Source organism: Paenibacillus sp. sgz302191 (assembly GCF_057749925.1).
Genome location: NZ_JBYLHY010000006.1, coordinates 19,388 through 41,463, shown reverse-complemented (window position 1 = coordinate 41,463; position 22,076 = coordinate 19,388). Strand labels below are relative to the sequence as shown.

17 protein-coding genes and 1 other annotated feature are annotated in these 22,076 nt (G+C 52.8%); of the genes, 11 read left to right on the top strand and 6 right to left on the bottom strand.

The window, feature by feature from the left end; genetic code table 11:
- Positions 1 to 2: 2 nt before the first annotated feature.
- Both AC3G2T_RS10430 and AC3G2T_RS10425 read left to right on the top strand, forming a co-directional pair.
- Entirely contained in the window at positions 3 to 812 is an 810-nt protein-coding gene (locus tag AC3G2T_RS10430; protein ID WP_474684928.1) for a C39 family peptidase, read from the top strand.
- An 11-nt stretch (positions 813 to 823) separates the two neighbouring features.
- The gene (locus AC3G2T_RS10425) at positions 824 to 1,249 is read left to right on the top strand and encodes a CoA-binding protein (protein WP_474684929.1); all 426 of its coding nucleotides are present in this window, start codon (positions 824 to 826) and stop codon (positions 1,247 to 1,249) included.
- A gap of 84 nt (positions 1,250 to 1,333) precedes the next feature.
- On the opposite strand, the gene AC3G2T_RS10420 is transcribed toward AC3G2T_RS10425, so the two are convergent.
- Positions 1,334 to 1,897, bottom strand: coding sequence for an NAD(P)/FAD-dependent oxidoreductase (locus tag AC3G2T_RS10420; RefSeq protein ID WP_488435399.1), 564 nt, complete (start codon positions 1,895 to 1,897; stop codon positions 1,334 to 1,336).
- A gap of 204 nt (positions 1,898 to 2,101) precedes the next feature.
- Between AC3G2T_RS10420 and AC3G2T_RS10415 the strand changes: the two genes are divergently transcribed.
- The 7 genes from AC3G2T_RS10415 (at position 2,102) to AC3G2T_RS10385 (ending at position 9,478) form a co-directional block, all read left to right on the top strand.
- Positions 2,102 to 2,740, top strand: coding sequence for a hypothetical protein (locus AC3G2T_RS10415; protein ID WP_488435398.1), 639 nt, complete (start codon positions 2,102 to 2,104; stop codon positions 2,738 to 2,740).
- Positions 2,741 to 2,849: 109 nt separating this feature from the next.
- On the top strand, positions 2,850 to 4,739 hold the full coding sequence (locus tag AC3G2T_RS10410) for a glucose PTS transporter subunit IIA (RefSeq protein WP_474684932.1): 1,890 nt from the start codon (positions 2,850 to 2,852) through the stop codon (positions 4,737 to 4,739).
- Positions 4,736 to 6,493 carry a phosphoenolpyruvate--protein phosphotransferase gene (gene ptsP, locus AC3G2T_RS10405; RefSeq protein ID WP_474684933.1) on the top strand — a complete coding sequence of 586 codons (1,758 nt, stop codon included), beginning with the start codon at positions 4,736 to 4,738 and terminating at the stop codon, positions 6,491 to 6,493. The genes AC3G2T_RS10410 and ptsP overlap by 4 nt, the downstream gene beginning before the upstream one ends.
- Entirely contained in the window at positions 6,477 to 7,007 is a 531-nt protein-coding gene (locus AC3G2T_RS10400; protein WP_474684934.1) for a type 1 glutamine amidotransferase domain-containing protein, read from the top strand. Before ptsP ends, AC3G2T_RS10400 begins: the two co-directional genes overlap by 17 nt.
- A gap of 141 nt (positions 7,008 to 7,148) precedes the next feature.
- Entirely contained in the window at positions 7,149 to 7,556 is a 408-nt protein-coding gene (locus AC3G2T_RS10395; RefSeq protein WP_474684935.1) for a hypothetical protein, read from the top strand.
- 169 nt (positions 7,557 to 7,725) lie between these two features.
- Positions 7,726 to 8,730 carry a catabolite control protein A gene (gene ccpA, locus AC3G2T_RS10390; RefSeq protein ID WP_488435397.1) on the top strand — a complete coding sequence of 335 codons (1,005 nt, stop codon included), beginning with the start codon at positions 7,726 to 7,728 and terminating at the stop codon, positions 8,728 to 8,730.
- Between the two features lie 43 nt (positions 8,731 to 8,773).
- Complete coding sequence (locus AC3G2T_RS10385; protein WP_488435396.1) at positions 8,774 to 9,478, top strand: 5'-methylthioadenosine/adenosylhomocysteine nucleosidase; 705 nt, start codon at positions 8,774 to 8,776, stop codon at positions 9,476 to 9,478.
- A gap of 255 nt (positions 9,479 to 9,733) precedes the next feature.
- Here AC3G2T_RS10385 and AC3G2T_RS10380 read toward each other — a convergent pair whose 3' ends face one another.
- A complete protein-coding gene (locus tag AC3G2T_RS10380) occupies positions 9,734 to 10,921 on the bottom strand; it encodes an acetoin utilization protein AcuC (RefSeq protein ID WP_488435395.1) in 1,188 nt (395 codons plus the stop codon).
- Positions 10,922 to 10,959: 38 nt separating this feature from the next.
- Positions 10,960 to 11,598 (bottom strand): GNAT family N-acetyltransferase, encoded by a 639-nt coding sequence (locus AC3G2T_RS10375; protein WP_474684938.1) that lies wholly within the window; start codon positions 11,596 to 11,598, stop codon positions 10,960 to 10,962.
- 242 nt (positions 11,599 to 11,840) lie between these two features.
- Here AC3G2T_RS10375 and acsA point away from each other — a divergent pair, with 242 nt between their 5' ends.
- Positions 11,841 to 13,565: an acetate--CoA ligase gene (gene acsA / locus AC3G2T_RS10370; protein WP_488435394.1), complete on the top strand. Its 1,725-nt coding sequence runs from the start codon at positions 11,841 to 11,843 to the stop codon at positions 13,563 to 13,565.
- Between the two features lie 934 nt (positions 13,566 to 14,499).
- On the opposite strand, the gene AC3G2T_RS10365 is transcribed toward acsA, so the two are convergent.
- Positions 14,500 to 17,655, bottom strand: coding sequence for a transglycosylase domain-containing protein (locus tag AC3G2T_RS10365; protein WP_488435393.1), 3,156 nt, complete (start codon positions 17,653 to 17,655; stop codon positions 14,500 to 14,502).
- A gap of 140 nt (positions 17,656 to 17,795) precedes the next feature.
- Positions 17,796 to 18,061 (top strand) — a binding site (T-box leader).
- Positions 18,062 to 18,105: 44 nt separating this feature from the next.
- On the opposite strand from AC3G2T_RS10365, the gene tyrS reads away from it, so the two are divergent.
- Positions 18,106 to 19,368: a tyrosine--tRNA ligase gene (gene tyrS, locus AC3G2T_RS10360; RefSeq protein WP_474684941.1), complete on the top strand. Its 1,263-nt coding sequence runs from the start codon at positions 18,106 to 18,108 to the stop codon at positions 19,366 to 19,368.
- 888 nt (positions 19,369 to 20,256) lie between these two features.
- Here tyrS and AC3G2T_RS10355 read toward each other — a convergent pair.
- Both AC3G2T_RS10355 and AC3G2T_RS10350 read right to left on the bottom strand, forming a co-directional pair.
- Positions 20,257 to 21,450 (bottom strand): site-specific integrase, encoded by a 1,194-nt coding sequence (locus tag AC3G2T_RS10355; protein ID WP_488435392.1) that lies wholly within the window; start codon positions 21,448 to 21,450, stop codon positions 20,257 to 20,259.
- A gap of 163 nt (positions 21,451 to 21,613) precedes the next feature.
- Positions 21,614 to 22,075 (bottom strand): ImmA/IrrE family metallo-endopeptidase, encoded by a 462-nt coding sequence (locus tag AC3G2T_RS10350; protein ID WP_488435391.1) that lies wholly within the window; start codon positions 22,073 to 22,075, stop codon positions 21,614 to 21,616.
- Between the last annotated feature and the right edge of the window lies 1 nt (position 22,076).

The window sequence follows — 22,076 nt, the reverse complement described above, 5'->3', positions numbered from 1 at the left end:
GCATGACGATACTATGGCAAGGATTAAAGGTGACGTTTGGCTTTTTTCTCATAGCAGGGCTTATATTTGCCAGCGCCGTCTTTTCTGTTTTGCTGTATGGCAAAGCAACGGGAAGGGAACCAATGCTTTTCGCATCCGGCACGGCGCTGGTCGCTCCCGAGGCGACGGCCGCGTCTGCCGGCACCCCGACGCCTGCTCCATGGCAAAAGCCGGCCTCCGCCATGATTGATGCGCCTATCATCAAACAGCTGCCGGAGCTTCCGGCAGGATGCGAGATCACCAGCCTCACGATGCTGCTGCAGTTCAACGGCATCTCCAAAACGAAAATGGAGCTGGCTGCCGAATTGCCTGTCGACAAGACGCCGGTTGTTTTGAACAGCGACGGTTCCATTCAGTTTTGGGGGAATCCGAATACGGGCTTTGTCGGCGATGTAACGAGGAAACAGCGGGGCTTCGGCATTTATCATGCCGGCCTGTTTCCGCTTCTCAAGCAGTACATTCCGCAAGCCTTGGATGTGACGAATCAAGATTTTAGTACATACGAAGAGCAAGTGGCGAAGGGAATTCCGGTTATGGTCTGGACGACGATCGACTTTAACATCCCTTACAAATGGGTCACTTGGGATACACCGATCGGACCTATCCAAACGTCATTTGCGGAGCATGCCGTATTATTGGTAGGATATGATGAGAACAACGTTTATTTGAATGATCCGTTAAGCGGCAAGAAGCAGTTTCAAGTCGATAAAGCTCAATTTCTCGAAAGCTGGGAAGCTATGGGAAAACAGGGCTTGACGTATTCGAGCAAATAGGAGGGAAACGTATGGCATTTGAAAATCCGCCGCGGGAACGCATCAAGGAACTGCTGGCAAAAGCGGGAAACATCGCTGTCGTAGGTCTGTCGGACAATCCGGACCGGACGAGTCATATGGTTGCAGCGGCTATGCAGAGCAGAGGGTACCGGATTATTCCCGTAAATCCGAACGCGACGACGATTTTAGGCGAAACTTGCTATCCGTCGTTGTCGGACATTCCCGAGCCGGTCGATATCGTGAACGTATTCCGCCGCGCGGACCAGGTCGTTCCCATCGCCGAGGAAGCGGTAAAAATCAAGGCCAACGTGTTTTGGCTGCAGCTTGACATCGTCAACGAAGAGGCGGGACGCATTGCCGCCGAAGCCGGACTCGAGGTCATCATGGACCGCTGCATTAAAGTCGAAGACGCGGTGTTGAATCCCAGAAATCAGTAGCATGTTAAGCATTGCAGCCACAACGCGCAAAACCGCCCGGTTCTTACGAAAGTAAGAGCGGGCGGTTTGTTTGTTTCATGGCTTTTACGATTTCATTACGTCGTGATCGACATAACGCTCGCCGTTTAATTCGCTGATGACATTGATGGCTACTTTGGCCCCATCGCCTGCCGTAATAATCGTATGTACGCTTACGCCGGCGGTTGTTCCGGCGGCCCATACGCCGGCCATGCTTGTTTTGCCTTGTGCGTCTGCATCAACAACGTTTTTAATGCGCGGCTCTGTGCCTGCTTTTGTCTGAATGCCGGCGGCTTGGGCCAGCTCCACAGACAAGCCTGTCGCCAAAATAACGTGCTTGCCTTCGTATGAACCGGTTTCGGTCGATACGCGCAAGCCTTCACCCGTTTTTTCCAACTGTTGGGCTTTGCCTTGTACGAACTCGGCTCCGAACTTCGCTGCCTGCTTCTTTCCGGTTTCCACAAGGTCCGGTCCGGAAATGGCGTCGACACCGTAATGATTTTCCACCCATGCCCGTTTGGTAATGCTTTGATCGTTGTCGATTACAAGCGTCGATTTTCCCGCTTTGGCTGTGAATAGCGCTGCGCTTGCACCTGCCGGGCCTGATCCGATAATGATAACATCGTACATGTAGCGTCACTCCTTGTAATTTGAAAAATAGGGATTCAAGAAGATTATGACATATAAAAAACTACATAGTCAATTTCTATGTATAATAAGTATGCTTAATCGCTATCCAATAGCTTCCATAAATAAAAAAAACGCAGACGGTTAGAATAAAAAAGGCTTCTTAAAGGAGGCTCAATCAACTGACAATTAAAGGAGGATTTACGCGTGTACAACAATATTAACAACTTCGGGTCTTCTTCCTTCGGGCAGTCGTCTCAAGGCGGGGGCTCCCAATATCAAGGCTTCCAAAAGCAATACCAACCTATAGGTTATGTTCAATCCTTCTATGGAGCGAACGCCGCACAAGGCAGCCAAGGCTGGGGGACACAAGGAGCGTCTTCCGCTTCTTACCATACTTCCCAATACCGCGGCAACCAAACAGGCCATGACAACTACCTCCGTTCCGATTCGCAAAATCCTAGCCATTACCAAGCTTCAATTCCGTCTTATTCCGGCATGAATCAAGCGCAAAACCAATTCGGGTCCAGTCAATCCCAGTTTGGCCAACAAAATCAACAACAATACGGTCAACAACAGCAACCATACAGCTCCAATCAATTCGGCCGCGCCGCAACCGGCAATCAATCCTACGGTCAGCAATGGGTATCTCCGACGGCATACCATACCACTCAATACCGCGGCAATCAAAGCGGCCATGACAACTACCTGCGTTCGGACTCCATGAATCCGGCGCAGCATCAATCCGGCAGCCAACAAAGCGGAATGGGCGGTCAAAGCTTTTCCTCCTTCAGCACAGGGATGAACCAAGCCGGCCAGCAGTTCGGATTTAACTCCGCGTATTAAAAACGGGAAACCTATGCAGGAGCAGGTCGGTCATCGGCCTGCTTTTTGTTTTTGACAAACAGGCTGACAAGCTATACGATTTGGTATAGAGAGAGGAGGTAGCATTTGTGTGAACTGGATGGGAATTTTGCAGCAGCTCGGCCGCTCTTTAATGCTGCCTACGATCGCTCTGCCAATCGCTGCTGTGCTGCTTCGCCTGGGGGATCTTCCGTGGGATGCCGTTCATGCGTCCGGCTTCGGGGATATGCTGCTGCTGGCCGGGAATACCATCTTCGAATACATACCGATCATTTTTGCAGTCGGTGTCGCGCTTGGGCTTACGGAAAGCGCAGGCATTGCCGGCCTGTCCGCGATGCTGGGTTACTTTATGTTCACGCGTCTTGTGGAGCATGCGCTGGGCGCGCAATTTCAACTCGGCGTATCCGGCGGAATAATGATCGGTCTTATCGCTGCGATCATCTATCACCGTTTCAAGGAGTTCCAACTCCCGGAATACATCCAGTTTTTCGGCGGTCCGCGCATCGTGCCGCTTGTCATGGGGCTGGCCACGTTTATTGTCTCTTACCTGATGATTTGGATCGGCCCTTCCTTGGAAATGGCGATGGGCAAGCTCACCCAATGGCTGCTCGGGCTCGGAGGCTTCGGTACGTTTCTCTACGGCGTCATTCACCGTCTGCTCGTTCCGTCAGGGCTGCATCACATCCTGAACAATTTTTTCTGGTTTCAAATCGGCTCCTATGAAACGCCGGACGGAAAGATGGTCTACGGAGACTTGCCGCGGTATTTTGCAGGGGACCCGAGCGCAGGGATTTACATGGCGGGATTATACCCGATCATGATGTTCGCCTTGCCGGCGATCGCGTTTGCCATCATTCAGGAAGCCAGGGAAGACCTGAAGCCGAAAATCAAAGCGACATTTTTAACCGCCGCGCTGGCTTCTTTTTTAACGGGCGTTACTGAGCCTATCGAGTTTGCGTTCATTTTTGTCGCGCCGTACTTGTTTTTTATTCATGCGCTTTTGTCCGGCGCCGCTATGTGGATCGCCTATGAGCTGGACATTCATCACGGTTTTTCCTATTCGGCCGGGGCGATTGATTATGTCATCAATTTGCACCTGTCGCACAACGGGCTGCTTTTGCTGCCGCTGGGAATTATTTATGGGCTGCTTTATTACTTTTTATTTCGCTTTGCCATACGCCGGTTCCAGATTCCGACGCCAGGGCGGGAAGAAGGCTCCTCACTCGAGGAGTGGGCGGGAGATATTCCGTACCGTTCCCCGCTTATATTGCAGGCGCTCGGCGGCAAAGACAATATCAAAAAAATTGAAGCCTGCATCACCAGGCTGCGGCTTACCCTTGCCAACGATCGTTTGATGGACATTACGGCTTTACGCCATTTGGGTGCGGCAGGCGTCATACGTCTTGGGGGAGGCAATGTGCAAGTCGTGTTCGGTACGTTCTCGGAGCTCATACGCGAAGAGATTGTGAAGGTGCTGCGAAAAGACATCCAGCCGGTGCTGTTCAGCGCGCCGATGCAAGGCAGGATGATCTCGATTGAAGAAGTGCCGGATCGCATCTTCGCATCCAAACTGGTCGGCAACGGGGTCGCTTTTATTCCTGAGAAAGGCGAATTGGTTTCACCCGTAGCGGGGACCATTATGCACGTCTATCCGACGATGCATGCGCTGGGGATCCAGACTCAGGAGGGGCTCGAAGTGCTGCTGCACATCGGAATCGATACGGCAAGCTTACCGGGCAAATGCTTTACGGCGGTCGTGAAAGAAGGCGATCACGTAGAACCCGGGCAGCTGCTCGTCAAATTCAATTTGAACAAGGTGAAAAAATTAGCTTCATCACTGGCGACACCTATGATTATTACAAATCCGGATTTGGTTAGATCCTGGAGCTTCGCTCCGTTTAAAGCTGTTAAAAAAGGCCAAGCATCCGTGATGTCCGTCGTCTTAAAGCCTACAAAAACGCCGGGGGGAACTAACGGATGATCAGAGGGATAGGAGCGTCATCAGGGATCGCGATGGGTCAAGCTTTCGTGATCCCGACATGGGAGTGGGACTTTCCTGAAAAAATGATTGATGTAACGGATTTAGCATATGAATTCGAGCGCTTGTACGACGGGATTCAATCCTCCAAGCATGAGCTGGAGCTGATCAAGCAGGAGATCAAGGAAGTTGTCGGACAGGATCAGTCTTATATATTCGACGCTCATCTGGCGATACTGGAAGATCCGATATTCATGAACGAAATTCAAGGCATTATCGAGCTGCAGTACAAAGCGGCGGAAGTGGCGGTCAAAGAGGTCATCGACAAGTTCGTCGGCATGTTCAATCTTATTGACGACGAATATATGAAGGAGCGGGCGCTGGACATCAAAGATGTCGGCAACAGGCTGCTGAAGCATTTGCTCGGCGATACCGACAGCAATGTGCCGCCTATCGACCATCCTTATATTTTGGTCGCCAAGGAGCTGACGCCGTCGCAGTTGGCCCATCTGGATCCGGCTAAAGTGCTGGGGCTGGTGACCATACTCGGCGGGACGCATTCCCACGTGTCCATCATGGCGAGGGCGATGTCGGCACCATACGTTCTCGGCCTGGAGGGCAAGCTGCTAAGGCCGATCCAGAACGGCGATTTCCTGATCATTGACGGTCAGGAGGGGACGCTTTACATCAACCCGGATCCGGTCACCATCGAGCGCTACAAGGCCAGAAAGCGGAATTGGCTGGAGTTCAAGGAAAGCCTGCAGGAGATTGCCAATGTTCCGCCGATGACCGTGGATCAAAAGCTGGTCCATCTTCATGCAAATATGAACTCCGTCATGGAAATCGATCAGGTGCTGAAAAGCGGCGCATCGGGGGTCGGGCTGTTCCGCACGGAGTACATTTACATGGACCGCGAATCTTTGCCGAGCGAAGAGGAGCAGTTCGAAGTGTACAGGCACGCGGCTATCCAGCTGCAAGGCCGGCCGATCATCATCCGGACGCTGGATATCGGCGGAGACAAGAAACTGGACTATTTGCCCTTGGCCAAAGAGGACAATCCGTTTCTCGGCTACCGCGCCATCCGCATTTCTTTGGACCGCAAGGACTTGTTTAAAGCGCAGCTGAAAGCTATATTAAGAGCAAGCAGCTACGGCAACGTCAAGCTCATGTATCCGATGGTTACGACTTTGGGCGAAGTGCGCCAGGCGAAAGCTTTGCTGGAAGAAGCCAAGCAGGAGCTGCGCAGCCAGGGAGCCGCTTTCAAAGAGGACATCGAAGTGGGCCTTACGATCGAGGTGCCGGCGGCCGCGCTTATTGCCGATGTGCTCGCCGGCGAGGTCGACTTTATCAGCATCGGCACGAACGATCTTGTCCAATACGTGCTCGCCGTCGATCGCATGAACGAAAATATCGCGCATATGTACGATCCTTTTCATCCTGCGGTGATCCGGCTGTTGAAGCACGTGATCGAATCCGCGCAAAGCGCCGGAATTCCGGTCGGCGTATGCGGCGAAATGGCGGGAGACATTCGGGCGCTGCCGATCTGGCTGGGGCTCGGCATCGAGGAGCTCAGCATTTCCGTGCAGTCGCTGCTGCAGGTGAAGCACCGGTTGTTAAGCAGCGACGCTTCCAAATGCCGCCACTTGGTCGACCAAATCATCGCTTGCAAATCAAGCGAACAAATTAAAGAGCTGCTTGTTCAGGCCGAACAGGCGGCAACTGCTTCGGGAGGGAATTCGAATGGTGTTAACAGGTAACAAAGTGCTCGCTTTTGTCGACGAAGAGTTTGAAGATCTGGAAATGTGGTATCCGGTGCTGCGGTTAAGAGAGTCGGGCGCCGTCGTGGATATCGTAGGACCGAAGGCACAAACCGTCTATCACGGCAAATACGGCGTTCCGATTACTACGGATTACGCTTTCTCCGAGGTGAAATCGTCGGATTACGCCGGGCTGTACGTTCCGGGCGGATGGGCTCCCGACAAGCTTCGCCGCTATCCGGATGTGCTGCGGCTAACGCAGGAATTTCATGCCGCATCCAAGCCGATCGCACAAATATGCCATGCCGGCTGGGTGCTCATTTCGGCCAAAATCGTCAAGGGCTATACCATGACGTCGACCCCGGGCATTCGGGACGATCTCGAAAATGCAGGCGCTATATGGGTTGACGAGGAGGTTGTCGTCGACCGGAATATCGTTTCCGGACGCCGTCCGCCGGACCTTCCGGCATTTACGAAACAGTTCGTGGATGTGCTCGCGAAGTTTGTTGGTTAATTACCTGCAATTCGGCATCCCGCTTCCAGAGGTGGCAAAAACTACTACTTATTTTTCGGAAGGAAATTACGAGAAGAAGTAGAATACCATAGTACAAGAGCAAGTAACGTACATGCCGCCTGTTATGAAGGAGTGCTAAGGATGCAAAAGTATTGCAAATGCGGACGTTCGATGAATTTACGTCTGCGGACGGTGATCTACCAAAACAAAGTTGACATTGAAAATGTGCCTATTTACTCTTGCGAAGCATGCGGCCGCAGCGAGGTAGTTCCCCATGTCAAACCAGAGCTTACAGGACTGATCGGAAAATTGGGAAGCAAGCCTGACAAGCAGCAGTTCTTTTTTCAAGAAATTTCCGAAGTCGCTTATTTGCTGCTTAAAGTAACGGAAAAAGAGCATATGAATGATTCGATGGAAAAAATTGTCGAAGAACGGATCAATGAACTTCTTGACATTTTGCTGCTGGCGCAATCGCTCGGAGATATGCCTTGGACGGAAGAAGTCCGCAAGCGTCTGGCGCAAATTACGCAAAGTACGATATCGACATAAAAACACGCAGCCAATCTCCCCCGAGGTTGGCTTTTGCAAATAAAATGAAATTATTTTCAAAAAATTTTCAATCCATTTTCAATATGCGTTGCAAGATGCATGAATTTGTCGTATCATAACTGTAACATGCTAGGATCGCAGAATACTTTTGAATATGGAGAGAGTAAACGTGACCGTAACCATTTATGATGTAGCACGCGAAGCAGGAGTTTCCATGGCGACCGTTTCCAGGGTCGTGAACAACAATCCGAACGTAAAACCTCAAACACGCAAAAAAGTATTTGAAGCGATCGAACGGCTCGGGTACCGCCCGAATGCTGTTGCGAGAGGTCTCGCGAGCAAAAAAACGACGACTGTCGGCGTCGTCATTCCCGATATTTCCAACTCGATTTTTGCTGAAGTTGCCCGCGGAATCGAAGATATTGCTAATATGTACCATTACAACATTATTTTGTGTAATGCTGATAAAAAGAAGGAAAAAGAAATTCGCGTCATCAATACGCTGCTGGAGAAGCAGGTTGACGGACTGCTATTCATGGGCGGCGTAGTCACGGAGGACCATATCCAGGCGTTCCGTACGTCTTCAGTCCCAGTTGTGTTGTGTGGTACGAAAGACGAGAACCATACGATGCCGTCCGTGGATATCGATCACGAGAAGGCCGCTTTTGACGCTGTGAACGTGCTGATTGCGGACGGGCATCGCGATATCGCGATGATTTCCGGAACGCTGCAGGACCCGGCTAACGGTTTCGCCCGTTATCAGGGGTACAAAAAAGCTCTCGAAGCGGCGGGCATTGAAGTTCGCGACGAATTCGTCAGGATCGGCAATTACCGTTACGAGTCCGGTATCGAAGCGGTTAAATATTTTCTGGAGCTTTCGCCGCGACCGACCGCTATATTCTCCGCGACGGACGAAATGGCGATCGGGGCCATTCATACGATTCAAGATTCGGGACTCAAGGTGCCGCAGGACATCGCGGTCATCAGCGTAGACAACATCCGCATGGCTTCCATGGTCAGACCGACGTTGACGACAGTGGCTCAGCCGATGTACGACATCGGCGCCGTATCGATGCGTCTGTTGACAAAGCTGATGAACAAAGAGTCCACGGACAATATGCAGGTCATTTTGCCGCACGAAATTATTTACCGTCAATCGGTGGCTCATTCCTAATGAGCCATCTTTCTATTTTGGTCAGAGATGGGGAAAACGGATCATGACATGGAATAAAATCGCGCTGATCGGCGCCATGAACGAAGAAATCGAACTGCTGCTTGGCTCTATGGAGCATGTCGGCGAAACCGTCAAAGCCGGCATTACATTCCGCGAAGGCGAATATTTCGGGAAACAGGTTGTCGTCTGCCGTTCGGGCGTCGGCAAAGTAAACGCAGCGGTAACGACGCAAATCCTTATCGACCATTTTGGAGTCGAAGCGGTCATCTTTACCGGCGTTGCCGGAGCGCTGGACCCTGAATTAAACATCGGGGACCTGGTCATCTCCAGCGAGTGCATGCAGCACGATATGGATGTGACGGCGTTAGGCTTCCCGAGAGGCGTCATTCCTTACGAAGCCAAATCGCTGTTTGAAGCGGACGCGAAGCTGGTCGAACTTGCCGTCGCTTCGGGAGAGCGGCTGTTTCCAGGCAGAGTGAAGCTCGGAAAAGTGTTATCCGGCGATCAATTCGTCGCGAGCCGGGAACTGGTCGCACAGCTCCACCGGGAGCTTGGAGGGACCTGCACGGAGATGGAGGGAGCGGCCGTCGCGCAAGTATGCTCGATGAACGGCATTCCGTACGTCGTCATCCGCTCCATGTCGGACAAGGCCGACGGTTCCGCTCATGTGAACTTTGCCGAATTCACGATCCAAGCATCCGAGAACTCGCACAAAATGGTGGAAGACATCGTCAAACACCTGCAATAGATCGGCGAGAGCAAGTGGCCGGACATTAAAAAAGGCGCCTCCATAACCACGATAACAAGTGGGGATGAGGCGTCTTTTTGCGTGGGGCGCTCGATTTGCGATGAAAAACAGGGTCCAAGCCCGACTTGCAGCGCTCCCTTCCGCATTGGAACAACAAAAGTCAATTGGCTTCGTGTCCCCGGGTGGGGGGCTTAGAGCAAACGGTTAGACCGGCGGTGAATGAAAAGATAGGACTCCTTGCAAGGCGGCTATGCGCTATTTCAGGTACATCATGGCAAGCTCCTTCGTCTGCCTGTTGCGCTCGGTAATCTCCCGGCGCCGCGGAATCGGCGGCCACTCCTGCACCGGGTCCAGCCACGTCTGCGGCAGCTGGACCGGGCTTTTGCCCTGCCAGGCGTCGAGCCACGCCTGGGGCAGCCGCAGCTGGGGCTCCGCATCCAGCTGCCCGGCCAGCGCCTGCTCGCTCATTTCGAGCCAGAGCAGGCTCCAGGCCCGCGGTACGACGCGCCAGATGTCGTACCCGCCGCCCCCGAGCGCAATCCACCGCCCTTCGCACCAACGGTGCGCAAGGGAGTGGATCAGCTCGGGCATGGCTTTGTACACGCGCATGGAGCAGTGCACATGCGCGAGCGGGTCGAAAGCATGGGCGTCGCACCCATGCTGGGAGACGATCACGTCCGGCCGGAAGCGGGCGACGGCTTCGGTCAGCACCTCGCCGAAGCATTCCAGCCACGACTCGTCCTCGGTGTAGGGCTCCACCGGGACGTTCAGCGACGTGCCGAACGCGTCGCCCTCGCCGCGCTCGCCCACGGCTCCCGTGCCGGGGAACAAAAATTTCCCCGTCTCGTGAATGGACAGCGTGCATACCTGCGGATCGGCGTAAAAGCCCCACTGAACGCCATCCCCATGATGCACGTCGGTATCGACGTACAGCACCTTCGCGCCGTACGTCTCTTTCACATGCGCAATCGCCGCGGACGCGTCGTTGTATACGCAGAAGCCGGCGCCCTTGCTGCGCAGCGCATGATGCAGCCCGCCGCCCAGGTGCAGGGCGTGCGGGGCCGCGCCGGACATCACCAGCTCCGCTGCGGCGATGGAGCCGCCTACGACCGTTGCCGTGACGTCGTGCATCCCGGCAAAATAAGGCGTGTCGTCGGTGTCGAGTCCGAAGCGTTCCGCTTCACGGACCCAGCGCTCCTCCGGCACGGGCAAGCTAAGCGCTTTCACGGCTTCGATGTAAGCGGGAGCGTGAACCCGCAGCAGCTCGTCGTCCGTTGCCGCCCGCGGAGCTTTCAGCGCGCTGTCCGGAAGCGCGCCTGCCTTGCGCAGCAGGTCTACGGTCATGACCAGCCGATTTTGATTGAAAGGATGCTCATCGTTGAATTTATACTTGGTCTCACCGTCATCATAAATAAAGACGGGGCGTTTGTCGTTCTTTTTCATATCGTTTACTCCCCTGGGCACATGCTTGCGTCCAAAATTTAATACATGAACCGCTGATGAAAGCGAATGCGGTCAAACTGCTCGACGGACGAAAGCGGAACCTGCTTTCCGATGCGCACCATAAGGCAGTTGGCGGGATGCGAGCAAATTTCGGGATCGTCGGTGGCGAACCAGATCATGTCCACGCTTTTCATCAATTTTTCCATCATTTGGCGATACTCCCAAACGCTCAGGCCGCTGTTTTCGAGGTCCCAATGCCAGTAATATTCGGTCGTAAAGCATATGACGTTTTCAAGCTGGCCATCCTCAAAAGCTAGCCGGATCAGTTTTTTACCCAGTCCCATAGACCGGTAATCGTCCGCGACTTCTATTGCGCCAAGCTCAATGAGATCCTGCATGTTTCCTTCCGACCAGCGCTCGATTTCATCCGGATAATGAAAGGTCACATACCCGACGATCGTCGTTCCGTCCCGGGCGAGGACAATCCGCCCTTCGGGCAATTGAGCGATTTCGATCAACGCTTCAAGTTGTTCCTTCGGCCTGCGAAACGCATCCAGCTTCGGATGCATCGCAAGTTCCTGCAAGCTTCCCGGTGAAACGGGACCTTCGACGACGATTTCGGGCTGATCCGGAGCGTTGCGAAAGCTGTGCGAGTGATACCGTTTGATATGCTGCATAACTTCGGCTCTCCTTTTAAAAAACGGCATGATGGTGAAATTTCTCTTCGGATGAAGGTCGTTATAGTTAACTTATAGCAGACTTTCCGGCCGAATAAAAGAGCAGCAACGCAAACAATTTGGCGTAGGCGAAAAAATTTCATTGTGTTATAATAGAATAAGTCAAAAATTGATCACATTTTGCGCGAAAATTTCATTTAAATGAAAGCGTTTTAAGATGCGCGAGGAGGGTTTTATTTATCATGGAGCAAATGAAAGCGGAACTCATTGAACCGGTGTCTACGAACCCCAACATGACCAGCTACGAGCAGACATATGAGGCTTTCGACTGGAAGGAAATCGAGCAGAGCTTCTCTTGGCATGAAACCGGAAAGCTGAACTTGGCCTACGAAGCGATCGACCGTCATGCGGATTCATCCAGGAAAGATAAAATCGCTTTGTATTACAGCGACGCTCAAAGGGAAGAAGCGATTACGTTCGGGCAAATGAAAGCGAAATCAAACCAGTTCGGCAACGTGCTTCGCGGCTTGGGCGTGGGTAAGGGTGAGCGGGTTTTCATCTTCATGCCCCGGACTCCCGAGCTTTACTACGCTTTGCTGGGCACGATTAAAGTAGGCGCGGTTGTCGGACCTTTATTCGAGGCTTTTATGGAAACCGCCGTGAGGGACCGGCTGGAAGACAGCGCGGCAGTGGCGATCGTCACGACGCCGGCTTTGTTGTCTCGCGTACCGGTGAGCCAGCTTCCTCATTTGAAGCACGTCATTCTCGTCGGCGAGAACGTTGAGCTTGGCGAAGGCCAAGTCGATTATTACGCGCAAATGGCGACCGCATCCATGGAGCTGGATATCGAATGGGTCGAACGCGAGGACGGACTCATCATTCATTATACATCGGGATCTACCGGAAAGCCGAAAGGCGTGTTTCATGTTCACAACGCGATGATTCAGCACTATTATACAGGTAAAATCGTGCTTGACTTGAAGGAAGACGACGTGTACTGGTGCACGGCCGACCCGGGCTGGGTTACCGGCACTTCTTACGGGATTTTCGCGCCATGGTTGAACGGGGCTACCAATGTGATCCGCGGCGGCCGGTTCAGCCCGCAGGATTGGTACAACACGATTCAAAAGTACGGCGTAACCGTATGGTACAGCGCTCCGACCGCTTTCCGGATGCTGATGGGGGCGGGAGACGAAGTTGTGGGGCAGTTCGATCTGTCGTCGCTGCGCCATGTTCTCAGTGTCGGCGAGCCGCTGAATCCGGAAGTCGTTCGCTGGGGACTTAAAGTATACGGACAGCGCATCCATGATACATGGTGGATGACGGAGACCGGCGGCCATCTCATTTGCAACTATCCGAGCATGGCGATCAAACCGGGATCGATGGGGCGTCCCATCCCCGGCGTTCAGGCTGCCATCCTGGATGACGCGGGCAATGAGCTTCCGCCGTATCGCATGGGCAATCTGGCCATCAAGACGCCTTGGCCGTCGATGATGCGCAAAATTTGGAACAATCCGGCCAAATACGAAGAATATTTCCGCATTGCCGGCTGGTACATTTCCGGCGATTCCGCTTACCGGGACGAGGACGGTTATTTCTGGTTCCAGGGCCGCGTCGATGACGTCATCAACACGTCGGGCGAGCGCGTAGGGCCATTCGAGGTGGAAAGCAAGCTCGTCGAGCATCCGGCGGTAGCGGAAGCGGGCGTAATCGGCAAGCCGGACCCGATGCGCGGCGAAATCATTAAAGCGTTCATCGCGCTGCGCGAAGGCTACTCGCCATCCGACGAGCTGAAAGCGGACATTTCGAAATTCGTAAAAGAAGGACTGTCCGCACATGCGGCTCCCCGTGAAATCGAATTTAAAGATAAGCTGCCGAAGACCCGCAGCGGAAAAATTATGCGCCGCGTGTTAAAAGCTTGGGAGCTGAACTTGCCGACAGGCGATTTGTCTACAATCGAAGATTAGTTGGTTCAGCTTGATCATCGCGAAAAGCCCCTGTTCCACCGCAGCGAGCGGTGGAACAGGGGCTTTTTGATTGGATTGGCTGCGTCGTTGGGAGCGCAGCCATGTGTGTGTGAAGCAGCCTGCTGATAGTGGAACGAGACGAACAAGCGTCTCGACACGAGTCAGCAGCCTGGGTGCCGCTGGAAAGCCTGCGAAAGTGCAGGCTTTTTCGGCCGGATCGGGCCGTTTGGAGGAAATGCCTGCAAATGTGCAGGCTTTCCCAGGCCAAATGGGGCTGAGCCCAAATTTCAGCCGAAAAAACTGCACATTTGCAGGAATAGTCCCCCGGCACGGGTAACAAGGAGCAAAAAGATGCACATTTGCAGGCTTTCTGCGCGCAACTGCTAGTGGAACGAGACGAGCAAGCGTCTCGACACGTGTCAGCAGCCCGGCTGCCGCTGGAAAGCCTGCGAAAGTACAGGCTTTTTCGGCGGTATCGGGCCGTTTGGAGGAAAAGCCTGCAATTTTGCAGGCTTTCCTGGACCAAATGGGGCCGAGCCCAAATTCCAGCCGAAAAAACTGCACATTTGCAGGAATAGTCCCGCGGCACGGGTAACAAGGAGCAAAAAGATGCACATTTGCAGGCTTTCTGCGCGTAACTGCAGTGGATGCGCCAGAAGAGCAAACGTCTCGTCCCGTGGGGTACCAGCCGGCCCACATCTCGGCAGCCTCTGAGCAGCCTGTCGGCCGTGCTGTTGTGTTAGAGAGCAAGCGTCTCGGCAAGGGCTAGCGGGTCAGCTCGCATCTCGGCAGCCCTCCGAGCAACCTAGCGGCCCGTGCCTGTGCCATACGGGCAAACGTCCCATCCCGGCCAGCCCTCCGTGCAGCACGGCGACCCGTGCCGCGCCCGCTTGAAAATGAAGAAAGACCCGGTTTTCCCGGGTCTTTCTTCATTTTAATTGTTATAAGCGATCGCAGCCGACGCTTTGGATTCGCCTGCCTCGTTGACGGCGGCTACTTTGTAGTAGCCGTTGTACGACGAGGCGAAGTAGTGAAACTCGGTAGCATCTTTCACGGAACCGAGCTTGGTGTAGGTTCCTTTTTCTTTGTCGCTGTAGTAGACGATATACTGCTTCACTTTGTCTTTGGCGGCGTTGGCTTTCCACGATATGACGATACCGTTGGCGTCCTCTTTGGCCTTCAAGCCTGTCGGCGCGGAAGGTACGTCTTTCGCGCTGCCGCCCTGTTGTCCGCCGTTAGGCGAGCTTTCCGGCTCGCTTGTCGCTCCCGGCGAAGGGGAAGCGCCGTTCTTGCCCTCGCCGCCGGTTTCGCCGCCGGGGTTTCCGGGGATTTGGGTGCCGTCCGTCGGAGGGACGAACAGCGTATCCAGCGAGCTTCCATCCGTGTAGGCGGATCGGCTTGGCGGCGATTCCTTGCCGGCAACATCGACTGCGGTGATGTAATAGCCCATTAAAGCCGAGGCCGGAACCTGGTCTACAAATTTCGTCTCGTCGCCTGCCATAACGACTTTTCCGCTGAGCAGCTGGAATTTGCCGTGGTTGTCGGAACGGTAGATGCGATAACCGACAAGGTCGGGATTAGGGCTGGCCTGGAACGTTATGACAGCCGTATCTCCGGACTTGGTGGCGACAACCGAGGTCGGCGCGGTCGGTTCTTTGCCGTCGTCGACGCGCGGGTCGACTTCGGAAGGCGCGTCGGAATCGTAATCGACAGGCTTGTAGTTATCGATCGATTTCCTGCTTTTTTCAGGAAGCTTGTTCATGGCGGCCTGAACTTCTCTTAACAGCTGGCTGATCGATTTTTGCCGTTTGATTACGGTTTTTTCCTGTACGAAATCAGCCGGCGTATTTTCCTGGGCAATGTAGTTAAGCCCGTCGTAAGTGCTGATTCTCGCGTTGACCATAACATCGTCGGTTTCTGACGGCACATATTTCTGATTGAAAATATCGGTGACCAGATGCCCGGTTTTGCTGGTCAGATCGCTAGGCAGCTTGCCGGAAAGGTCGGAAACAGTTGCTGAGACGATGCCTTTCGGCTTCTCGAACGTTTTGGTCGGGAAGAGCTCCGGTTTTTTCTCAATCGCACTATTCATGATAAGCGCCCAAATATCTTTGGCATGGTAGGTCTGCAATGTTTTCGCCGACAATTTGTTGACCGGCTGATCGTAGCCGATCCATACGCCAACCGTAATGTCCGGCGTGAAGCCCATGAACCAGGCGTCGGCGTCGTCCTGCGTCGAGCCGGTTTTACCGGAAATCTCGATTTTGCCGTACGATTTATACTTTTTCATCAGATCCGTCGCCGTACCTTGGGAAATGACCGTTTTCATCATATCGGTAATCAGGTAGGCCGTCTGCTCGGAATAGGCGGTTACGGGCTCGGACTTATGTTCATAAATTGTGTTTCCGTTGGAATCCTTGATTGCGCGTATCATATACGTTTCATTAAATACGCCTTTGTTTGGAACCGAAGCGTAGGCGCCGGTTAATTCTTTGACCGAGGTACCGCGGCTTAAACCGCCGATAACGCCTGTCTGCGCATAATAGTCTTCTTTTTGCAGCGAAGTAATGCCTAATTTTTTGGCAAAATCCCAGGCTTCGTCGATGCCGACCTTATTCAGGAACAGATCGATGGCGGGAATGTTGTACGATTGGTTCAAAGCTCTCCGGGCCGTCATCAAACCGTGGAACTTGTGATCCCAGTTCTCCGGAAGATGGAAGCCTTTCACGCCATCCTTGAGAATAATCGGCACGTCGTCGATAACGCTGGCCGGTTGAATTGCGCCACTCTCCAGGGCGGGTATGTATGCGGCGATCGGCTTCATGGTGGAGCCGGGCTGCCGGAACGCCTGTGTGGCATGATTCAGCTGCTCCTGGAAAAAGTCGCGGCCTTCAATCATCCCTTTGATGGCGCCCGTCTTGCTATCGAGCATGATGGCGCCAACTTGTTCCGTGCCTCTTTTGTCCTTCGGCGCGAAATTTTTGTCGTTGCCGGAAATTTCGTGCATGGAATCGTAGATGGTCTTGTCGATCGTCGTGTAAATCTGGTAGCCGCCGCGCAGCAGCTGCGCTTGCATGCCTTTGAAAGCTTCGTTATAGGCGGCCTGATCTTTTTTGGGATCGAGGTCGGGCTTTTGCAGCTTGAGCAAAATTTCGGTAGCTTCTCTTTCGGTTTCGATCATCAAATAAGGGTATGTCGTGTACGCTTTTTGCGACGGTTGCGGCATCGTTGATTTGAGATCGAAATTAAGAGCTTGCTGGTACTGAGCGTTTGTAATTTTTTGCTCCTCGAGCATTCGCTTGAGCACTAATTGCTGACGGGTTACAGCCCGTTTGAATCCGTCCGGATCGAATTCAGGCTTGCTCGTATAAGCGGAGTACTGGGAAGGAAGCTGGGGAAGTCCCGCCAGATAAGCCGCTTGGGCAACGTTCAGCTTGTTGAGGTCGTCAATGTTGAACAAGCCTTTGGCCGCCGCTTTGATGCCGTACAGATTATAGCCGGTATAGCCGTTTCCGTAAGGAATTTTATTTAAATAGGCGAGCAAAATTTCGTCTTTCGACATCAGGCGTTCCAATCGCAGCGCCAGCAAAATCTCTCTGGCTTTGCGCCCGTCGTCCCGGTCGAGCGTCAAAAATACGCGCCGGGCAAGCTGTTGGGTGATCGTGCTGCCGCCCGTCTGTACGTCTTCATTCAGCAGCTTCTGGGTAACCGCGCGGTACAGTCCGCGGAAATCGATGCCCCGATGATTGTAAAAATCTTTATCCTCGATGGCTAGAACCGCATCCAGCACGACTTGGGGAATGTCGTTAAGCGTGGCGAGCCGCCTGTCTTCCTCCGTCCGCAGCTGCCCGATGACCGCGTCATCATTGAAGTAGGCGAAGCCAGTGACGGCATTGTCCTGTATTTGCTGGCGGATCGTATCCGCGCTGCGTACCGGATCTTTTTTGACCAGCGCGCTGACATAGCCGAATGCGGCAAATCCGCCCAATAATCCGGCCAGGAAGGCGGTGATGATCGTCCACTTCAAAGTTATCCAACATACTTTCAGTGTAGTTCTTAACCTGGGATGTTTGGTGAAAAATTTACTCATAAGTTCCAGTTTCCTCCTAACATGAACGCTACTAGTATACCATAATCGCGCCTTATTCGGTAATGATGTAAAATGAATGAGGCAGAGAGGTTTGACAACCGCAGCAGGCTTGTGTTATAAATTGGGTTGAATACGACATTCAACATGCATAGATGGATCAGCAGTAGTCAGCTTGCGGATGCTTTCAGAGAGCCGATGGATGGTGCGAATCGGTACCTGCACGCTAGCGAATTACGGTCCGGAGCAGCAAAAGGGAATCTGCGGCGAGTGCGCCGGAAGTAGCTTTTGCCGGAGAAGCCCCGTTATCGGCTGTGAGTGAAAATGGCTAGTACAGGTTAACGCAGTAGTACGCATCAGCCGTTTTAATCAGGGTGGTACCGCGAGTTGAAGTCTTCTCGTCCCTTTGTGGACGGCGAGGCTTTTTTATTTTGACAAAGGAGAGGGATGGCAGTGAATATTTTACAGGATTTGGAGTTTCGCGGATTGCTTCAGCAAGTTACGGACCGGGAGGGTTTAGATAAAAAGCTTTCCTCCGAGCGCGTAGTTTTGTACTGCGGTTTCGATCCGACGGCCGACAGCCTGCATATCGGGAGCTTGCTTCCGATTTTGACCTTGCGGCGCTTTCAGCAGGCGGGACATATTCCGCTGGCGCTTGTCGGCGGCGGCACCGGATTGATCGGCGATCCGAGCGGCAAAGCGAACGAAAGAACGCTTAACGGTCCTGAAGTGGTACAAGCATGGTCGCAGAGCATCAAGTCGCAGCTTTCGCGGTTTTTGGATTTTTCGGAGGGGCTGGACAACAGCGCGGAGCTGGTGAACAACTACGATTGGCTCGGTTCGCTGAATGTGATTGAATTTCTTCGCGACATCGGCAAAAATTTTACGGTCAATTACATGCTGGCCAAAGATTCGGTCGATTCCCGGATCAGCAAAGGGATTTCTTTTACGGAATTCAGCTATATGATTTTGCAGTCGTACGATTTCCTGAAGCTGGCCCAGACGAAAAATTGTTCTTTGCAAATCGGCGGCAGCGATCAATGGGGCAACATTACGGCAGGGCTGGAGCTTATCGGAAAAACGACCGATCACCGCGCTTTCGGCCTGACTTTGCCGCTGGTTACGAAAAGCGACGGGCAAAAATTCGGCAAAACGGAAGGCGGAGCCGTCTGGCTCGATGCGGCCAAAACGTCACCTTACCAATTTTATCAGTTCTGGGTGAATACCGACGATAATGACGTCGTGCGTTTTCTGAAGTATTTTACTTTCATTAGTCATGAGGAAATCGGCCGTTTGGAAGAAGCCGTGAAGCAGCAGCCGGAAAAACGCGAGGCCCAAAAAGTGCTGGCAAGCGAAGTGACGAAGCTGGTACACGGGGAAGAGGCGCTGCAAAGTTCCTTGAACATTACGGCTGCGCTGTTCAGCGGCAACATTCAGGAGCTGTCGCGGGCGGAAATCGAAGAGGCGTTCAAGGACGTGCCGTCCACGACGCTGGATCAGGAAGACATCGGTCTGATCGACCTGCTCGTAGCGGTGCAGGCTGCGCCGTCGAAGCGTCAGGCACGTCAGGATATCGAAAGCGGCGCGGTGACGGTTAACGGCGTCCGGGTCACACAGCTGGAAGCCAAGGCGAGCGAGCTTGGCAAGCTCGGCGGCTCGTACATTATTATTCGCCGCGGGAAAAAGAACTACTATTTGGCTCAGTTCACAGGCTGATTGTGCCGGCAATGATCGACGGCGTTCATGGCAGGCGGTCGACCGACCGCCGTCATGTAGTGCAACGCCGCGCGCTGGGAGGGAGACCGCCGGCACTAGCCGACGCGCGGAAATCCTGCAAAAGCCGAAAGTGCGTGAATTTGCGCCGCGATGTTTCAACAGCCTGCGATTGCGCAGGAATCTCGCCCATAAGGTGGCTGAGCCCAGCCTCGCGTCAAAGGCTATAGCCCCCATCCGGCTGGCTGCACGAAGAAAACCTGCAAAAATACAGGAATTTGCTGCCTTAATCGCTGGCTACGAACAATTCCTGTAAAAGTGCAGGTTTTTCACCGAACACATAGACTCAGACTCATTTTCAGCGAAAATTCCTGCACTTTTGCAGGTTTTTCGCTAAAACAAGCCAATTCCGGAGGAAAAGCCTGTACTTTCGCAGGTTTTTCCTCCAACCAAGCTGTCTCCTGCCAGTTGTGCAGTTCCACGGCCAGCACCGGGAGGGGCACACGTTGGGAAAAAGCTGCGGTGGGCTCTACTCTGGTTCCCCGAGCCCAAACAAAGTGTCGCGTTGACCGACCGCCGTCATGAAGCGTAACACCGCGCGCTGGGAGCTGCGCGCGCGACTTTCTCGGGCAGCCTGCACAATCGCAGGCTTTTTTGCCAATATGGCTCTTCCCGGCGTAAAAGCCTGCATTTTCGGGTATTTTCGCAGGTTTCACGCGCCTCAACCCGTTCATGAACGGCCCCGCCGTCTTTGCGTCCTTGAGAGGCTTCGGCCCCACAATGAACAAAGAAACCCCTTAGGGAAGTCCCTAAGGGGTTGTTTATTAACGGCTGTAGAACTCGTTGACGACAAAAATCCCCGGTATATAAGGGCTGGCGGGCATTGCCCGGTCAATTAGCCCCACTTGCAGCCCCACTTGCCCCACCAAATGTCAAACTGCCACTGAAAGCTGATACCGCCTTCAGCTCGTATTCCTTGAACGAATGGGCGTACACGTTGTGAATCATGTCCGGCGTATTGCCCAACCGATCGGCGATCGTCCTGACTGGGATCCCTTGGTTGATCAGAATGGTTGCATGTGTATGGCGGAGACCATGCGGGCTGATTTCTCTAATCGGTGTTTTTTCTTTTTCAAGTATCTTGAGTATGCGCTTGAAAGAATAGAAGGCCATGTTCTCCGCGATCGGAGTACCATCCTGATAAGAAATGAAGATGAAGTCTTCCTTCTTGTCGACTTTCATTCCGAAGGAAAATTTCGTCTCTACACACCAACGCTGATACGTCGACAACTGATTAACCAGCACCTCATCAATCGGGATTGTACGATAGCTGTTCTTTGTCTTTGGCGTTCTGCACCCATGCCGGTCGCGAGTGCATTCAACCGTCAGAGTTTTCTCGCCAAAGTCAATATGCCGCCATCGCAAGCCAAGCGCTTCGCCTTTGCGAAGGCCGGTAAAGGCAAGTAAAAGGATGAGCGTGTAGTTTGTGATGTTCTCATACTGCTTGGCTGCTTGAAGAAAGAGATCCAACTCCTGTGCCGTAAGAACGTTCTCCAACTCGTCGTTGATCTCGACGGTGACTTTTTGGAAACGATTCCGGGGGATGATCTCATCCTCCACGGCGGCATTAATCGCAATTTTAAATAAGCGATGAAATAACGCTACAGTCCTGTCGCTGTATTTCTTCTTGAGTACATTGATGTACGCCCGTACATACGTCGTCTTGTCCAGAGAGTTGAGTTTGTATTTGCCGAGAAGCGGCTTCATCTGGTGCTTGATGGCATTTTCTCGCTGCTTTCTTGACGTGACTTCCCAACTGTTGCTGTACGTCTCATACCAAATATCCAGCCATTGGGATACGGTCATCTGGCTATGCTCAACTTGCTTTACTTGTCCGTTCAGCAGCGCGGCTTTTACTTCAATCAGCGCCTGGAGCGCTTCCTTCTCCGTTACAAACGCACTCTCTTTCTTCTCTTTCCGCTTTCCCAAATTGTTGTAATACTTATGTCGGTACATGTAACGTTTCTCGCTGTTTTTCAGATAATAGTAGTACACTTCGTCATGTTTCGTTTTGTGGAGTTCCATCCATATCCATCCTTTTGCGTGGGTAGACGCTCTTGGGGGACGGAAAAGCTGAGCAACACCTCCTTTCAGTAATAATCTAATTCAATTTATACTCTACATTTCGGAACGTACGTTCGATTTAAATCGCGCAGTAAACAGCCTTGAGGCTGGAAAGCACGTAAGGTTAGAAATTTATTAATGGTGACTCAGCATTCCTGAAGTCTTTTCGTGGCGGTTTCTTTAAGGAGGCAACTTCTCCCGGAACACCACAAGCTGCCGCGGCCTCATAGATCGTCATACCCTCCAATAACAGCTTGTCCAGTATTAGGAGTTCAACCGCAAATTGGTTAGCTTCTCGTTCAATCTTATCAATGGACTGCAATGTGTGCCGACGCAGGAACGGAGTGTTTACCTTAGGATGCTGGATTGCATGTCCAAGCTCATGTGAACATGTGAAACGCTGATCAGTCTCATTCAGATCGGAATTAATGTGAATCATTGGTATACGTTTATAAGTATTAAAGTAGCCCATCATGCCGCCAAGGGGCTCGAACAGAACAAGTATGTTTTTCTGAGCTGCGATCGTGAAGGGGTTGTTCGTTCCGTGCTTGCGGATCAGCTGACTGACTAAGCGTTTAATCGTCATC

Coding starts and splice junctions, on each gene's coding strand:
- ptsP (WP_474684933.1), top strand. CDS start 4,736: ATGATCAGAGGGATAGGAGCGTCATCAGGGATCGCGATGGGTCAAGCT.
- AC3G2T_RS10400 (WP_474684934.1), top strand. CDS start 6,477: ATGGTGTTAACAGGTAACAAAGTGCTCGCTTTTGTCGACGAAGAGTTT.
- AC3G2T_RS10365 (WP_488435393.1), bottom strand. CDS start 17,655: ATGAGTAAATTTTTCACCAAACATCCCAGGTTAAGAACTACACTGAAA.
- AC3G2T_RS10430 (WP_474684928.1), top strand. CDS start 3: ATGACGATACTATGGCAAGGATTAAAGGTGACGTTTGGCTTTTTTCTC.
- AC3G2T_RS10420 (WP_488435399.1), bottom strand. CDS start 1,897: ATGTACGATGTTATCATTATCGGATCAGGCCCGGCAGGTGCAAGCGCA.
- AC3G2T_RS10425 (WP_474684929.1), top strand. CDS start 824: ATGGCATTTGAAAATCCGCCGCGGGAACGCATCAAGGAACTGCTGGCA.
- AC3G2T_RS10385 (WP_488435396.1), top strand. CDS start 8,774: ATGACATGGAATAAAATCGCGCTGATCGGCGCCATGAACGAAGAAATC.
- AC3G2T_RS10395 (WP_474684935.1), top strand. CDS start 7,149: ATGCAAAAGTATTGCAAATGCGGACGTTCGATGAATTTACGTCTGCGG.
- acsA (WP_488435394.1), top strand. CDS start 11,841: ATGGAGCAAATGAAAGCGGAACTCATTGAACCGGTGTCTACGAACCCC.
- AC3G2T_RS10380 (WP_488435395.1), bottom strand. CDS start 10,921: ATGAAAAAGAACGACAAACGCCCCGTCTTTATTTATGATGACGGTGAG.
- AC3G2T_RS10355 (WP_488435392.1), bottom strand. CDS start 21,450: ATGGAACTCCACAAAACGAAACATGACGAAGTGTACTACTATTATCTG.
- AC3G2T_RS10375 (WP_474684938.1), bottom strand. CDS start 11,598: ATGCAGCATATCAAACGGTATCACTCGCACAGCTTTCGCAACGCTCCG.
- AC3G2T_RS10350 (WP_488435391.1), bottom strand. CDS start 22,075: ATGACGATTAAACGCTTAGTCAGTCAGCTGATCCGCAAGCACGGAACG.